This is a genomic window from uncultured Aquimarina sp. (assembly GCF_947492405.1).
Lineage (GTDB): Bacteria > Bacteroidota > Bacteroidia > Flavobacteriales > Flavobacteriaceae > Aquimarina.
On record NZ_CANLMP010000005.1, the window covers coordinates 129,038 to 148,423 of the forward strand.

General features: G+C 35.3%; 2 protein-coding genes. Both read right to left on the reverse strand.

Annotated elements, in window-relative coordinates:
• Positions 1-236: 236 nt before the first annotated feature.
• Positions 237-10,319, reverse strand: a complete 10,083-nt coding sequence (locus Q0829_RS18240) for an RHS repeat-associated core domain-containing protein (RefSeq protein ID WP_298545838.1) — start codon at positions 10,317-10,319, stop codon at positions 237-239.
• 49 nt (positions 10,320-10,368) lie between these two features.
• The gene (locus Q0829_RS18245) at positions 10,369-19,293 is read right to left on the reverse strand and encodes a hypothetical protein (RefSeq protein ID WP_298545840.1); all 8,925 of its coding nucleotides are present in this window, start codon (positions 19,291-19,293) and stop codon (positions 10,369-10,371) included.
• Between the last annotated feature and the right edge of the window lie 93 nt (positions 19,294-19,386).

The window sequence follows — 19,386 nt, forward strand, 5'->3', positions numbered from 1 at the left end:
GGAATACATCTATCCAATACAAAATGGCAAAACTCACAAAATACAAGCCTGATTTGTTATGAAACCTACCAAAAAAGGCAGGCAGGTTTGTACTTTCTACTCATAGAGTATAAAAATAAACAAAATAAGACTAAGCGATCTTTTTTATTCTAACCTGAATCAACCTATCCTACCCGGCACCCGAAAGGATTCGGGTGCTAGCAAGAGTTTAAGGAACATTTACGAGCTATCTCATATTATTTAATAACAGCATCACCATCTTCAATACTATAATAAAAATCAATAGCTTCTTGATTATTGTCAAACTCTTTATATACCTTGTATAAATTTTCATTTTTAATAATTTTACCTCCGTATTTCTTTTGACGTTTAATAGCATTATCTTCTATACTATATGCTCCAATATGAACGGTGTGAACTTTTCCTTCAAGGAGAGCATTAAGACTAGGTATATCTTCCCTATTTGCATATACGTATTGCGCATCCTTTTCATCCCATTCACCATATACATATCCCTCAGAAATCTTTGCTTCTCCACCAATCAATGCAGCAGCACCTATTTTAGTCATACCTCCTCCGATTACTTCCTTACCATCATCAATTACACCTGCATCAGAATATTCATATTCATTACGAACTATGAATGATTCTGAAAGCTTCCTATCTAACTTGTACTTATATTCCCCTTCAACTCCATTCCCCAAGAAACTAAAATCAAAGGATTGATGATAAATGAATTCATCAAAAATAGTATAAAAATCATCAGTCCTACTGTAATACTCTTCTCCTTCATATTTAATCATCCCTACATTAAATAAATCAAAATCAATTACACTCCCACCTATACTTATAATCGAATTAATCTCTCCCTGCAGACCAAAAGAAAGTCTAGATTCAATTTTAGTGAATTTCCTCCATCCTACAATCTTGTTCTCTGGTTCTAATCCCTCAAGTTCTATAGCATCAATTACTCTGTTTCCGCTAAAAACATATGGAGAATAATGAGGATATTTATTAGCCAATGGATCTACTGCAAAGAATCTTCCTACTCTTGGGTCGTGCATCCTATACTTATAGTTTACTGAGTTTCCTTCGCCTTTAATTTCATTGTCGAGTTCTTGTCCCTGGAAGCCATATCGGTACTCATTACTACTTCCATGACGATTTGGGAATAGCATCCCGAAAGGATAGTAATCATTATAGGCAACTACATCCGCTTTAAAGGTGGTTAGATCATCATCCAATAGTTTACGATCTGTAATTACATTTAATACATTTCCTAAGTGATTACTTAGCTCAAAACGTTTGTCTCCAACAATGTTAGTTGCCAGTTGTGGGTTGTTAGTTGTTTGGGTTTCGGCTAATAGATCTAAACCTGATTCTTGTAATCCCAATCTGCTACTACCGTAGATATGTTGTTCTGTAAGGGCCAGCGTTTTTGTATCCTGGCTGGTGTTCTCTACACCTTTGTAGGTGCTTAGTACATTGCCATGGGTATCTCTTAGATAATAGGTAGTAGTAGCGATATTGTCAATCGTTTCCGTTTTAGAAATACGGTTCCCCATACCATCGTATCCAAATTTGATAATCGTACCATCATCTTTGGTCACTTTGCTCACCTTACCATCTACACGCCAATCGATGGTTAATCCTTCTTGCTTATCCCTAATTAATTGTCCAATCTCATCATAGGTATAGTTGTTCTCCTTTTGATCCTTTAAATCTTTAAACCTACTACCATTGATGGCATCATTTACGTGATCTAATTGGTTCGATCGTTTTTGTTCTCCGGTTTCGGGATCTGCAATCATCTTGTATACATAAGATAATTGATCCATTTCCTGAGTTCTACCTTTTTTATCAACCGTAGTTCTGTTTAACGTCTGCAAATTACCATTGCGATCATAGCTATAGTTACTACTATAGTTTGCTGTCTTATTTTGATCATATCCCTGCATCGCCTTGATACGTTGCAATTGATCGTACTCATAATGATTGATCTGTGGTGCCAACGGAGTTTCATCTGTATCGGTAATACTGGTCACCATCTGTTTGATATTACCATTATACAGATTCTGATCTGATTGTAATGTACTCGTATTGCTATGAACAAAAGAATTAGTCGCAGTATTCCCAATAGATTTATAATCTCCGTTAAAATAAGACAGTGAATACCCAAATACATCTTTCGTTATTTTGGATCCTGCAATTCCATCTTGCCCCATATCCGCCGTTGGGTTTAGGCTTTCTGAATTTACCCCTTTCAACCAACCTTGTAAGGTATAGGCATAATCCAGGCCTTGCACTTTTTTATCTCCAATTACCATTCTCGCTAAGGGGCCGTGTGCGTAATACTCATACGTAGCATCCTGTTCCCATAGAATGCCATCAGAGGATGTTTCTACAGCAGTAATACGATTATCATCATCATAGGTGTAACGATGTATAAATTGATCCGGATCTCCTTTTTGATAGGTAACCTGGTTTACCTTTCCACTGATTAAATCATAATCATACAATACATGTTTTATACCTTGCTTAGGGTCATTGACAGCCATCGCAGGAATGATCATGACCAATTCCTTAACATTCCCATGTACATCATAATTATAAAAACAAGCATTGTCATAGGCTGTAGTCGCTGTGTTCTGACTATAATTCTCGAAATATCGGGTACTGGTTACACGGTTACGACTGTTATAAGCCGCGTAATCTGTTAAAAAGTTCTCAGGACCATCGGCATCACTTATATCATATTTACTTAAAGTAACTTCTCTTAAGTCATTACGATCCTCCACATCAAATTTATCTTTTCTTGCTCCATTTTTAAGTAATTCCCCTTTTTCGGTAATGCTGTATACAGCTGATGGTAACGAAATTTCACCGCCTTCTATGATTCTTCCTAAATCATCATACAGAGAATAACTAAACTGTACTGTGCCATCTTCTTTTACTCTTTTTTGCTTGGCATTTTGTGAAGCTGTAATTCTGCCTAATTGATCATAAGCAAACTTAGTAACTCCTCCATCCGGTGTTTTTTGCCAAATCAATTGGTTTAAGGAGTTGTATTTATAACGTGTTTCCAAGTCATGCGTTGGCAATACTTTTTTGGTAAGATCCCCAACTGTAATATCACCAGCTGCATAATTTGGTTGGTTTTTCCTGATATTATTGATCTCATTATCCGCAGTACCATCTAAACGATCTACTCCTTCCGGTGGAACTGTTTGGATCAGATTACCGGATTGATCATAATAATACAGTGTATAATGATATTCTTTATCCGCATACGTCTTCCTAAATATTTCATTTGTCGTTTGATATGCTTTTATCCTATAATCCCTAATAAAGTTTGCTCTAAGTTCTGCCAAATACTTATTGTAAGCATCTGCCTGATAAGTTTCTTTAACAGATAAATTAAACTCCTTACATGGATCCGGTTCATTTTCCTCATCGATCTCGATTTCTATAACAATCCTGGGGTTTAATGGTGCCGGCGGACATACTTGATTATCCACAAGATATGTTTCATTGACAAAAGTACGCCACGGATTATCGCCATTCGTATTTGCTCCGGCTTTAAAATAGTCATCGATCACCTCGTTTATTTTATTAAAGCCATAATTTAACTCGGTACTACCAAAAGCTTCAATTTCCAGGAAATTATTGTCATCAGTATCACGAATATCCAATTTTGTATTGTAATAGATATATGCATCTACCAGGTATGCAAAATTAAGTCCGCAGAAAAATTCTTCTGTAAAGAAATCCGGGATTTCGTAATCCTGGATACGCGTAGAATAACGTGTGTCATCTAGTTGTAAAAAGGTTAAAAACTCTTCATATTTTTCAGAACAACTTACAGGTTCTACCGGTTGTGGAATGCAGGTCGTACAGCCAGCAGCATCCTCTTCCTCATCACCTGAAGCTACTTGAAATACCTGTTGGCTCTTTGCGAGATTAGCAATAGATTTTTGAGTAACAGCTCCAAATGTATCTGTTTCAAAATAAGAACAGAAAAAACTCATACTCCACGTTCCTCTACCCGGTAAACGGATGTCAAAATGTAGTGGCAAATTCACAATAGAATTACTATCGTCCTGATATACCAGGTTTGGTTGATTCGTTCCTGTATCCGGAAAAATAATATCATTAACCTGAATAATTTTTGACATATCAGCATCCCAATAAAACATCATATCTAATGAGCTATCTGCATGTTTAATTTTTAGTCTTCTATCTACCCAATAAGCTGATGGATCTAGCAGCGCTCCCGAACCATCCCACGTTAATTTGTTAAGGTCGTAAAAGTCGACGGCAGCGCAATCCTCTGGATATTCAGCCCCATAAGATCTGCAGACGTAGCTGTAATGTCTATCAATGAATTCTTGCAAAAACGGTGTAAAAAATTCACTGTAATTAGACAATGGAACTTCAGCATCAAAGAATTTGCCATCCGTTAATAAGGCGTTCATCAAATTTTTAAAATCTGTTGAGAATTTAGCTTGTAATGTTGCATTGGTACAATCCGTACCAAAAACACCAGATATATCATCACCATCAGAAGATCCATTATTATTAAGATCACAACCAAAATATGGATCAAAATAGCTATATCCCGATTCACTAAAATCATCTAAACCTCGAAAATAGAACTCTGCTTTTTGAGTAATCGTTCTTCCAGAATTAGACATAAAAGTAACACTACCGAATTTGTCAGATCCCGACTGCGGAAACACATCAAAATCAATCGACAAAATAGTATTTAAATTTTCTAATACTGATAATTCGTCTTCTTCTCCTGTAACACTAATCGTAAACCTATTATCTGGGAAATTATTTTCTTCTAACTCAAATCTTCCATAGCTTTTACCATTTACCGCAAAAATCTCTGTCCCCCAGGAAATACTATTGGTATTTCCAAAATCCGGAGCGTTAAGAACATTCTCATGCAAATAATTTTTTGTAAGATAATCTTGAATAAATACATTATAATTGGTAATATTTTCTAAAGAAGTACCGCTATCTGAATAAAAAGCTCCTTTATTGAGTAGTTCATTCATCAAATTCTTATAATGATACGCAAACTTAGGCTTTAACGATTGCTCCTGATTACAGTCAAGAGTTTGATCAAAGTCTACACTAAGATCACAACCAAAGTATAGCGGATCAGTGAAAGCATCATCTCCTAAAGAATTTAACCAATACACAAAACTAGTATCATTTTGGGTAATTGTTTCTCCATCTATTGTGGTATATATTAAACTTGCATTTGAGTTCGTATTAGTCCCATCATAAAAATTAATTAAATCAATAGAAGCAATATTTTTTAATGTTTCAGGAATTCCTGAGAACGAAGTATCTAAATTAAATAACATATAGTCATAACTTCCTTGATATCTTATAACAAAACCACGATCACCAAAGTTTTCAACAAGACCAGATCCGTCCCATATCACATTAGATGCATTGGTGAAATCTAAATAAGAGCAACCATTCTGATCACAAGTGTATGTATTATATCTTGTAAAATATTTCTGTAGAAAAGTATTGTATTCTGGATATGTAGATAAAGGAATATTATTACTATAAAACTCTCCTCTGGCCAATAATGCATTCATTAGATTTTTAAAATGAAATGCAAACTGTGGTTTAAAAGAAGTGTCATTTCCACAAAAGAATTCATCTCCATTTCCACCCCCATCATCTCCTTCAATATAGTTACAACAACTAAAATCTAGTAGCTTAGTGCCATCTTGGGTAATTGTTCCCGTTACATTTTGATATACTCCATCAGTTGTGTAGTAATAGATTTTTATATCTGCTACGAATGCATTGTTGGATACAGGTCGTTTTTCGATATAAATTCCGGTAATATCTCGTATTCCCAATGTAGCAAGTGATTCAGATAATTCTAAAGAAACATGAGTTCCTTGATTGGATCGGATTTGATATTGGCTTTGATTCGCTTCCCATCTAATCTTATTAATTTCTGTTGTCCCTAAAAATTCTGGTAGATAACCATCTTTGTAACTAGTAAGTCCAGAAATGTTAAAGAAACTGTTATTTACCTCATTGTTATCTATAAGATCATTCAATAGTGATTTTAATGCATCCCTAAACAAGTATTTTTTATTACAATCATCGTATAAACCACCATTGGTATCATCTAATACATCACCTATACCATCATTTTTTAAACCACATTCTCCGACAGCGGCACAGGTGGTTCCGGTAAAAATGGCTTCGAATCGTCTTGAACCGGATCTTACCTGAGCAATCACCTTGAATCCGTAGATATCCGCTTCAGTATTAGAAATATTTTGTTCATAATATAAATTGCTAAAACCTAAAATTTCCCAGTCTGTAGTCGCATCAGCCGTTCCGGGGTTGTAATTTTCCCAGGTATCGCTTGGATTCCAATTGTTTTGTGGCAATGTTAGGGTAATCGGATTTTGGCATGGAATATAGGCAGAATCATTATTAATATTCATCCCGATATTCAAGGAACTTCCATCTACTACCCCGTTAAATGATATGGCATCACCTTCTCCTAAGGTACCTCCAAATGCTTTGAATAAAGATGGAACAAGATATCTGCTATTATAATTACGTGTTCCTTCCAAAGCTTTAGAAACTCCTACATCATTCTTTTCAGTAGCAAAACCATTCAAAAACATTTCCATATCAAAAATCAATGGACACTTTCCGGTTTGTGCATAAGTAGCAAAATCTCCTCTATCCTCTAACTCATCGATAGCATCTACTTCATCAACACCTGAATCATAACTCACGTCTACAGGTAAGAACCTTTTTTGTTTAGCATTGTATAAATTGGCGATATTACGATCACAATACTGTAATTCTGAAATAGTACTCTCGACATTATAAATAGCTGCAAACTCTGGGTAATTACGCAACACCATAGATGCAGCACCTTTTTCTCCTACTCCAATACAGTAATTTATCGAACCTTTTTGTTTTGCGTATATACTTTGGAACGTATATTTTATTTTTTGCTTTAAACTAAGGTAGTAATTCTTATAGCTTTGCCATATTTCATCCTTGAATGGTTTGGGAAGACTATTGATTGAAGGCAACCCGGTATAACTTTCTGAACAAGCTGTAAGTCCATTGCAAACCACATTTCGATAGGCAAATTCTAACATAGGTATACCAGTTCCATCTCCATTTTTTGCGGTTTCATATTGCTGCGAAATTGCTGTTTGCATCACCCCTTTTCGTAAACCAAATATTACACTGGTTTCCAGGGAATGCTTACTTTTAAAGAAAGGATCATTTATAAAAATTCCGGTTCCGTTACCTGAAAGCAAAGATGATGCTTCTGCATAGGTATTTACAGTATCTAAATAAGAATCATATTCTGTAGGGTTAACCTGCTTGCTAGTGAAGGCTTCCGTTTCTGGATTTAAAACATTAACAGCGTTCGTTTGTAAACATATTTCTGAAGCATACTCTAAATATGCATATTCCGGATGATACGGTAATAATGAATTCGCCCAAGATACCTGCCAATTATCTAGAAAATCATTTAAATTTCGTAATGATTCTGGTTTTACCCATCTGTACTCCCCATTTTCATCAATATCCGTAAATATATCAGCATCTTTTTTGATCGACGGTGTAGATATTACAGTTGGCCAAGTTGTACGAATGGTAACACGAATTTTAGATTGCACTCCTGATTCATCCACATATGGAGTAACTGGATTTCTCCAACTTTCTACCACATTAGGTTTTCCTAATCGATTATTATCATTAAAAACACTAAGAGAGCTTCCGGCATCCGTACTTCCGTATTGTCCTTTTGGTGAGATATCGGATATCAATAAACTTTTTTCTAATTCACAACTATCTAAAAGTATATTACAAGGTTCCTGACATGCTTCTTTTAATAACTCCCATTCTCTATCGTAACGTTTTATTAATCCAGTTACCGCAGAGGAAACAATGGATTGATCCCCATTAATATCATCTGGTTTGTCCGTCCAGGAAACAGTAATATATCCTCCATCAACTCCATCTGCAACAAAAGAATCGTTGTTAAAATATGCGATGAGTTGATCCACAATATATGTTTCTTGCAAGCCCAGACTGGTTACACAATCTTCACAAGATGTAAAACAATCCGTTAATTGCGCTTTTGGAGCAAAATCTTCAGGGTTTATGTAACATCCTTCATTCGTCGGATCTTGAATAAATGCAATATACTCATCGGCATATGTTGCCAATACCTGTGGATCTATCGTTATCTTTTTTGATATGGTATAAGAGCCAGTGTATAGCTTTACATTGTTTATTTCTTTCTCGAAGGTTATACTGGTAGCATTTCCTTTGGCACCAATTTTTTCTTTTATAGGTTCGAACTTATCATTGCCAAGTTCGTCTTTAAGTGATATTTCCAGATCATATACAAAACCATATCCTGGAGTATCACAATAATCAGGTTGAAAAGTGTTTGTATTTGTAAGGCTATAATTGAATTGATAATCAGTTCCCTCTTCAGAAACTACGATCAGCGGTGCGCTAAAATCAAAATAATCTTCGTTCTTATCTTCTTCTGCAACGGTATACAACAGATTATTTGTAACCCTTTTATGTAATTCTCCCTCTGCATCTATTTCGTCATCTAATCCATTGAGATTATCAGGAGTTTCTCCGATCAAAGCAGTAGCAATAGTTCTACCGTGAGGATCTATATACGCAACACTTACCTGGCCGTTAGGATCAATGGTTGTATTTTTCTTATAATGCAAAGCGTCACCCACCTTATATCCGAACAACCTATTTAACTGTTCCTGATCCGGTTTTTCATAAAAATATTTCATTTCATGACCAGAACCCAGTTTAAAGTCCTTACCAACTCCTCCTTGTCTTCTCACCCTTCCGGTATTATCCGAAGTATATTCAATCTGTGAAAGAGGATACTTTTCTGCATCCGGAACCCTATCCCTATAGGGGCTTTCGACATCATTATTTTTTGAGTAATATTTTGAAGTTCCCTCTAAGTTAGACATAGGTTTTGTTTCTACCTTTCCTTTTCCTTCCTCTCCGGGAGCATCCCAATCAAAGTCATTATGTGTATAAATTGAAGGTTGTTGAGCTCCGTCACTTTTGGTAAAATCCTTATAATACTTTATGACGTTATTGTTCGTAGGTGCCGGAAGCACTTGAACTGCTGGCCTACCTTGATTATCATAGATAACTTCTCCAACAATCGCATGATCATCACTATTAAGTTTAGTAACAGTTTGTCTATTACGTAATGTCCCATCAAAATAACTTACAATTTCTTTTTTCTTTCCTTCTTCCGCGTAAGATGCCTGAAACTGCCAGTTTTTTTGTTGTTCATGACCTGTAGTTTCGATAAAGTCCGGTCTCCAGCTGGCTACCGTTGTTTTATTTGTTGTTCCGTTACTCCATTTTCCATAATATCTTCTATTCACATGATCTTCATGATCCACATATCTTCCTACCGCACGAACTCTGTAAATCAAAAATCCCTTATCATGAATCAGCGGTATTTTATACGTTGTTTGAGTGGTTTGTATGGCTGAACTGTTTAATTCAAACTCTCTTTGCGTTAACGAAATTTGATCTGCAGTTAAATCATTAGCACCTACCGTATGCGTAAAACGATCTACCCAACTCCATTCTACTTCGTAATCTATAGCTCCTTTGATAGATCCCCAATCTAGTTCCAGACTTTCCTGAACATTATCTATAGGATCACTATTAATTGTTGCTAAAATAATTGGTGATTCGTCTAATAAAGCATAGTATCGCTCTGCCTGAAATTGTAATGACATCGAAACATTTTGTGGAGTATCAACAATACTGGAATTATCATCCAGATTTAAAATAGTTTTGCTCACCAAAACTACTCTTGCTCCATATGAATTTTTTATTTTATGTACGACTTTATCAACAAATTCGCCACCCGTAGTTGCATTGTTCACAACCTCTAGGGTCATTGAATACGGAGCTCCCTCAATTTTATTTTTATCATACGGATATACAGTTACCTCGATAGCATATTTAAATGATAAATAAGGCGCTATATCACTATCTGTTTCTAGTTTTAATACAGTATGCGGATCTAATGATACTACATCTGTTAACGCTCTCTCCGGGTCTTCGGTATCATATAGATTAGTCGTACCCACTAGGTTATCAATATCGGAATGACTTAATCTATTTATTTCGAAATCGGTTTGCTGTGCATAACCAAGTTGCACGAACCACAATGCGGATAAACATATTAAAACTGTGACTTTTGTCATAAACTTTGTCTTCATAGAAGTATTATTGATATTTTATATCGGTCTCGTTAAATCGACGTGATAATTATTGTGGATTTGAAGTTTTCTTGTAGGTTCCTGATCGGGTTTCTTGAATCGTATATACACCTTCTTCTGTCTCTTTCTTTACGCGCACTAACCCACCTTCTTTATCGTATTCATAAAAGGTTGCATAGTTATTTTCATCCAACTCGGCCATGAGTCTTTGCGTTACAGGATCGTATACGTAGCTTTTCATATTTCCATTAAATGGATATATACGGATATCATCGAAATAGGCGTAAATTCCATTATCATTGTTGTTTTTCAAGGAAACAAACATATCCGTGGCCTTTTCAGGAATATCAAATTGAGCTGCTACCCTTTGCCATCCTTTAATAACTGGACCTAGGGGTTTGAAAAAAAGGTTTTTTTCGTTAGCAGGGATTGCTTCTCCTCCATCTTTATTATTCTCAAAAGATATTTTTAGCAAAGCATTTTCATATTCGATTGCTTGATAATCCGGATTAGGAACATATCTGAAGCGTTGTAATTGAGATTTGATACCTGTAGTAAGTTGAGTTTCCGCTATAGGTTTCACACTATTTTGGTAAGCAAAATTATAATTATACTCTTCGTAATTCAGCTTATTTTTCTCCGTAAAACTTGTATTGTTTACAATATTATTACTGGTAATCTTCACTTCTAGATCATAAAAAACACAGATATCTGTACCACAAGGTTTTGCAGTAGTAAATGTAATCTTCACAAAATCATCACTATTTTGATCGCTTCCATTCACAATTAATGGATATCTATATCCCATATAGCTATTTGCCCTACGCACGTACGGTGTTTTAAATACAAATCGTGTTTTTTTATCCGGATCTAAGTAGAATGAAAAACCAACGGTTAAGCCATATTCGTCTTTTATGTTCTCTAAGTAGTAGATGGCAAAATTATCGGATGATTTTTCCTTTAGAAAAGGTACCAACGGATCATACTTGCGTTGCTCCGGATCCGGTTCGTATACTTCAGGAACTCCTTCCTGACGCATGACTTTACCTAAAAGATCATTTAATAAATCCACAAATAACTTACTAACATCGCTATTACCTACAGAATTATTATTAAAATATATCACTTCAGTTGGTTCTGCCTTTACGGCATCTTCTCGTACCCAAGCACTTACTATATACTTTTTACCAGGATCCGGTCTAAACTTGATACAGTCTACTAATTGCGGTTGTTCTTTAGGGATAATTTGGACAGTTACTTCCAAACGGGAAATACTTTCACAAATACCTCTGGTCTGAGAAGCATAGTAGGTTTTACCATCTTCTATTATTGTAGTCTCTTTCAGTAAATTTCCACCTTCAGGGCGATCATACCATTTAATATTGGATCCGGAAGCTGTCAAATCCGAAACATAAGCTTGATCATTTGTAGCTACTACCTGTAAAGACTTTCCAACCGGCGCCGGAGTATCGTACATAGATACAATGACTCTTTTTCTAGATGGGCTTTCTTCAACGCCGTCATTTTGTGAAGCATAATAGACATTTCCATCTACTAATAAATCATTATTATCATAGGTTTCATCACCGGTTTCTGAAGTATACCATTTTAGATCCGTTCCTTGTAAATCAAGATCGGAAACCCTAGCCTGCTGGGTTAAACAAAAATATTGCCATCCGTCACCATCCGGGGGTAAGGTTCCAACAAACGCAAATACAGCTGTTCTACAAGAATTACCGTTAAGACTGGCATAATAAACAGTGGCATTAACTAATGGTTCGGTAATTGATAATTCTTGCTGACCTGATGCAGTTGCGAACCAGGTAATAGATAGATCTTCTGCTTCTAAATCCGCAATGGTTGCGTTGGCATCTCTACTAAACATTTGATAATCCGGAATATTAGGTGCTCCTTCATCCAAGATAACCTCAACAGAAATCCTTGCTTCAAATCCGTTATCTGCCCAATACAAAGTATATTCACCAAGGGGATCCTGATTATTTAAAAGATCTCCACCGAATTGTTCCGTATACCAATCCACTTCTCCCAAAATAGGAGAAATGATATCTTTCACCTTAGGATATTCATAAATAGGGTATTCACTAGAACAAAAATACTGTATCATTTCTCCTAATGCACCGGAAACCTCTAGCGTTATTGGATTTCTTTCTAATTCTAATCCTGTAACCACACTATTCGTTGCTAAAAAGTAATATTCTCCTGCATCTTCTTCCTTTACTTCTGCTATAGTAAAATCTTTACTTGTGGCGTCAGCAATTGGAGTCACTGTTTCACCTACCTTTTTATACCATTGATAGCTATTATTATCGCTAGTTAGTTGGTTGCTGGTAAGTTTGACAAGATCTCCTAATACTGCTATTTTAGTTTCCTCAATATCTACTTTTGCTTGAGGCGAATACTGAAAATTATTCCCTAACTTTGGAGAATATACATCAAATTCTACTTCAAAATCAGAGAAGATAAATTTGTTATTTTGTATAGCAAAACTTCCACCCCCTACTGGTGTTGTTCTCAATGGTAAGCTTGTTAGATCAGGTACTCTCCCACTTAATAAATTGTTAGAAAGATTTAAGATTTGTAATGACCCTAATTGATCAAATGTCTGCGGAATTATTCCTGTTAACTCATTCTGATTAAGAAATAATGTTACAAGCTTTGACAAGTCACCTATTTCCGGAGGTATAGCACCCGACAACTGATTGTTTGATAATGCAAGATTACCCAATACGTCTTTAAGAAGTCCCAATTCTGCAGGTACACTTCCTGTAAGCTGGTTATCATTAAGATATAAATCTCTTAATTTAACTAATTTCCCTATTGTTGCTGGAATAGTACCCGATAATTGATTACCATTTAAAAGTAAAGTCCCTAACTTATCTAATTCTTCTATTTCTGGAGGGATTTCACCTATTAATTTATTGTTTCTAAGACTGAGGTAAGTTAGGGACTTTAGTTTTAGAAATAACTCAATTGGAATCGTACCGATCAACTTATTAGATCCTATATCTATTCTTTTTAGTTTTATTAAGTTTTCTAACTCCACAGGAATACTACCTGTAAGTTGATTACTTCTTAGTGTAAGATTTTCTAAGTTTAATAATACTTCTAACTTCGGTGATATATTACCAACTAAGTTATTTGAAGGTAAATTTAAAACAGTTATGCTCCCGTCAATTACGGTTACACCAAACCAGTCACAAACTGAACTATTAGGATCATTAATTAACCAAGGCTTATTACCTTCAAGGGTGTTTTTCCAATTATCCCCATCGGTAGCTAGATAGAAATCGATTAGTGCCTGACGCTCTTCTGCAGAAACATTACACGGATTGCCAGCATTGATAGTCAATGTAATAGGATTTCTTTCTAACTCTAATTCCGTAACCACAGTATTTGTTACTAAAAAGTAATAATCACCAGCATCTTCTTCTTTTACTTCTGCTAAGGTAAAATCTTTGCTTGTAGCATCGGCAATTGGAGTCACTGTTTCATCTACCTTTTTATACCATTGATAGCTATTATTCTCACTTGTAAGTTGATTACTAATCAAGGTAATAGGTCCTTCTCCTATGGAAACAGACCTAGTTTCTTCCTCATCTACTTTGGCCTGAGGTGAATACTGAAACGTTTCTAGTTGTGTTTTATATTTTACAAACTCTTTTTCAAAATCTGAAAAAATAAACTCGTTATATTGAATATATAAGGCGGTAAGTGGAGTGATACCTGAAAGATCAGGAATTTTTCCACTTAATTGGTTTCTTCCTACATTAAGTCTGATCAATTTATCCAGGTTCATAAATGAAGTAGGAATACTTCCTTCTAAATCGTTGTCATTAGCACTAAAATATTGAAGCGCCATATCTGATTGTCCTATTTCGGAAGGGATTGTACCAGTTAGCTTATTTACACTTATATTGATAAACTTAGTATTTTTTAAATTACCAAATGTAGCAGGAATACTTCCGCTTAACTGGTTTTTACTTATATCAAAATAAGTAAGCGCTGTCATATCACCAAACTCCGAATGAATTGCCCCTGTTAACTGGTTATCAAATAGATATAACACCTTTACGGTTGAGAGCTGTGTTAACTCCTTTGGGATATCACCGGTTAATTGATTGGTATTTAACTTCAAAGAAGTAATTCTTTGTGCTTGCCCCAGTTCTGGAGGAATTGTACCACTTAATTCGTTCACATCTAACCATAATTGATCCAGCCTAGGCAATTGGCCAAACTGTCCGGGCACTGTACCGTTTAACTTGTTGCTATTAAACCACAATCTTACTAATTTTGGCAATTGACCAACTTGAGGAACAGGAATGTTTCCTGTTAAAGAATTGTGATCCAAATAAAGGTAAGCTAATCTGTCCAAAGTATATAGCTCTTCTGGTATAGGGCCATTTAGTTGATTATAAGCCAGGTGCAATTGCTGCATTGTCTTTAATTGACCAAATTCTCTAGGAATAGTTCCGGTTAACTGATTGCGAGAAAGACTTAGGTACAGTATGCTTTCTAACCCGAATAATTCAACCGGAATTGTACCGGTTAATTGATTCTGATACAGTTGAAGTCCCGTTAAATTTATTAACTGACCTAATTCTGGAGGAACAGCTCCTGTTAATTGATTTTGATTTAATCGAAGCGTGACTAAAGATGTCATTTGACCTATTACTGCAGGAATATTGCCCGAAAGTTTATTCTTTGGTAATTTTAGAATTTCCAGGGTCCCTAATTGAGTGATAACTTCCGGAATGCTTCCAACCAGATTATTTGCCTCAAGATCTAATTCTTTTACTTTTCCATCTACCACAACAACTCCAAACCAATCACAAACTAAAGAATTAGGATCATTGATTAACCAAGGTTGGTTGTTTTGACGGGTATTGATCCAATTATCCCCATCTGTAGCCATGTAGAAATCAATTAATGCCTGACGCTCTTCTGCGGAAACATTACACAGACTACCTGCACTTATAGTTACGGTAATAGGATTTCTTTTCAGCTCTAAATTGGTAACAACAGTATTGGTTGCTAAAAAGTGATAAACACCGGCATCAGCATCACTAGGGTTTTCTATACTAAACTCTCTACTCGTCGCTCCTGTAATCGTAACCCCATCTTTATACCATTGATAATTATTATTGTCACTAAACAACCTTGTCGATAAAACAATTCTTTCTCCTGGATTACCAGTAATCGTTTCAATTTCATCCACCTCTTCCTGAGGTGCATAACTAAATTTATCACCTAATGTATCGTTATAAGCCTTAAACTCATTTTCAAAATCCGAGAAAATAAATTTATTTTGTCTAATTAATAAAGTAGTAAGTGCCAGGTTTTGCGTAAAGTCTGGAATTTTTCCTTCAAAATAATTTTGATAAAGATATAATTCTCTAAGTGCTTCTAAATTCGTGATTTCTTTCGGTATAGAACCTTCTAATTGGTTCTTATATAGTTGAAGATGTGTAAGCTCAATCAACTCACCTAATTCTGTAGGAATCGTACCTGTCAATTGATTATCCCCTAAATTTAATACTCTTAATTTAGAAAGCTGACCTAGTGCAGGTTTTATTACCCCACCAGTCAATTGGTTACCAGATAGAGACAACACTTCTAAGTTAGGAATAGTTGCTAATTGTTCAGGAATTGGACCGGTTAATTGGTTATCTCTAATATTTAAATCCTTTAAAGCCTTTAACAGCCCAATTTCCATAGGAATCGCCCCATTAAATTGATTCTTGTAAGCTCTAAAAAGTTCTAGTGACAATAAGTTGCCAAGTTCTTTTGGTAATTCACCAGAAAACTGGTTCGTATTGATATCAAAAGTTATAAGCTTATTTAGGTTTTCAACCTCTCTAGGTATAGGGCCTGTAAATTGGTTATTATGCAGTAAGCAATACTCTAAATTAGTCAACTCCCAAAACGTTATGGGAAGATTACCCCCTAACTGATTATATCTTACATCGAATCGATTTAATAAGGTGAGATTACCTATCATCTCAGGAATACTCCCTTCCAATTGATTTGTAAACAACCTAATATCATTTAATTGACTTAAATTACTTATGGTTTCAGGAATCGAACCAGTTAATTGATTTCTATCCAGCATTATTCTCTTTAATCCAGACAGATTTTCAATGGTAGCAGGTATTGCTCCAGATAGATCATTGGATGACAATATAAGGTCTACCACTTTTCCTTCACTCACATTTACCCCATACCAATCGCACACCGAAGAATTAGGGTCATTGATTAACCAAGGTTGATTACCTGCTACTGTATTTGCCCAATTGTCACCATTCGTTGCAACATAAAAATCTATTAATGCCTGACGTTCTAAAGCAGATACGCAATCGTTACTGGGAGTTACGGTAAGGGTAATTGGATTTCTTTTCAGTTCAAGGTCTCTTACTATACTATTGGTTGCTCTAAAAATATATTCTCCAGTATTTGATGATGTAGCATTAGAAATCACTAAATCTTTTTTGGAGGCTGCTTCTATAGCTATATCATTTTTGAACCATTGGTAGTTGTTATTATCACTGGTCAATACATTACTGGTTAGTGTAATAGAACCTCCCTCAATAACGGACAGGGTTTCTTCCATATCTACATCGGCCTGCGGGTTATACCTAAAATTGGTTCCTAATCTGCTATCATATTGACTGAATTCTGTTTCAAAATCTGAAAAGATAAACTTGTTATTGTATATCGTGAAATTTTCTAGACTTACCAATTCTGCTAAACCTGAATCTAATTTCCCTTCAAGATTGTTACTATGAAGATTAAGACGTTTCAGGTTTGATAATTGCACAAATGAAGCCGGGATACTGCCTGATAATTGATTCGCCTCCAAACGTAAGGTAGTAAGATTTGATAGTTGACCTAATGACACAGGAATATTTCCAGTAAGTTGATTACTGTATAGAACAATAGTTTTTAAACCTTGAACTAATCCTAGTTCTTCAGGAATACTTCCTGAAAGTTCATTTCCTTGTAGTGCTATATTCTCTAAGTTATTTAATTGTTCAAAAGACCTTGGAATACTACCTGTAAACCGATTGTTATACATACTCATAGTCCTAAGACTCATCATACCACTTATTTCAGGCGGGATTTCTCCATAAAGCCCACAATTGTTTAAGCTTAGAAATGCAAGTTTTTTTAACTGTCCTAATTCTTTTGGTAATGTACTCGCAAACGGGTTTCCACCAAGAGTCAAGGTCCCCAGATTGATCAAATCTCCTAACGAAGATGGTAGTTGTCCGGTTAGTTGATTAGAAAACAATCGTAAATACGTCAAGTTTATCATTTCCCCAATTTCCGTTGGTATTTCTCCGGAAAGTTGATTTTGATGTAAGTCTAAAACTTGTAATTTTTTTAATTGACCAATTTCTGGAGGCAAAGGTCCCGTGAAATTGTTTTTTTCTGCCCTAAGGATTATTAGCTCTGTTAAGCCGGTAAGCTGAACCGGGAAGTCTCCTTCGAACTTACAATTATTGATTCTGATTGAACGAAGTTCTGTAAGCTGCCCCATTTCAACTGGTAATGTACTACCACTAAAATCATTGGATCCTAAATAAATGGCGCGCAAGCCCGTAAGCTTATTGATTGAACTTGGAATAGAACCGGATAAATTATTAACAGGCAAATTAATTTGTGTTACTTTACCATCACCAACTACAATACCATACCAATCACAAACCGAAGAATTGGGATCATTTACTAGCCAAGGTTGATTAACTGCTATAGTATTTGTCCAGTTGTCACCATTGGTTGCATTATATAGATCAACCAATGCCTGTCGTTCTGCAGCGGATACACAATCGATACCGGGAGTTACAGTAAGGGTAATTGGATTTCTTTCTAGTTCAAGATTGGTTACAACGCTATTGGTTGCTTTAAAAATATATTCTCCTGCATCGGCTTCAGTTACTCCATTAATAGTAAAATCTTTACTGGTAGCTCCAGTAATTGGGATTAGCGTTCCGTTTATCTTTTTATACCATTGGTAGTTGTTATTATTACTGGTCAGCACATCACTGGTTAGCGTGATAGTTCCTCCTTCTGTAACTGATACTGTTTCTTCTGTATCTACTTTGGATTGGGGAAAGTAGATAAAATTATCCCCTAATTTATTAATATATGTAATAAATTCTGTTTCAAAATCAGAGAATTTAAATGTATTGTCATTTATATGAAAAAATGGAATAAGACTATTAAACTGAGTTGTAAAGTCAGGTACTTTTCCAGAGAGTTGATTATTATTTAAGTATACAATATTTAATGAAGATAACTGAGTAAATTCTACAGGTATGACTCCTGTCAATTGATTAAACGAAAGACTCAAACTATTCAGCAATATTAATTTTGAAAGCTCAACAGGAATACTCCCTGTAAGATTGTTATTATTTAAATACAATGCCTTCAAAACTGGTAAATTTCCTAAAGAACCAGGAATTGTTCCTACTAATTGATTATGGTGTAAATGAAGCCCAACTAAGGATTTAAGATTACCTAGTTGTAGTGGTATAGAACCCGATAATTGATTATGAGTTATGCCTAATCCTTCTAATGAAACTAGGTTTCCTATTTCTTCAGGAATAATTCCTGTTATCTGATTCAACGATAATTTCAATTGCTTCAAACTGGTAAAAATACCAATAGATGAAGTTAAACTACCAGTTAAGTTATTCAGCTGAAGATCTATCTCACTTATTCTTCCCTCTAAAACCTTAACCCCATACCAAGTACTTACATCACTATTGGGATCATTAATTTGCCAAGCTCTATCCCCAGCTAGTGTATTTCTCCAATTAGGACCATCCGTTGCATTATACAAATCGATCAATGCGTCACGTTCTGCTTGTGATACTTGTGCAAAAGATACTACTGATACCCATAATAATATCAGTGTAAAAAAATACTTGATCTTGTACGTATATATTTTCATATGTCTGACTATTAGTTCAGAATCCTAATAAAACTGTCCAAATACCCATATTACTCAAGGTTTTGGTTCATTCATCGAATCCTAAATTTTTCT

Bases quoted from the DNA above. Each gene is read 5' to 3' on its own strand.
- Q0829_RS18240 (WP_298545838.1), bottom strand. From the start codon at position 10,319: ATGAAGACAAAGTTTATGACAAAAGTCACAGTTTTAATATGTTTATCC.
- Q0829_RS18245 (WP_298545840.1), bottom strand. From the start codon at position 19,293: ATGAAAATATATACGTACAAGATCAAGTATTTTTTTACACTGATATTA.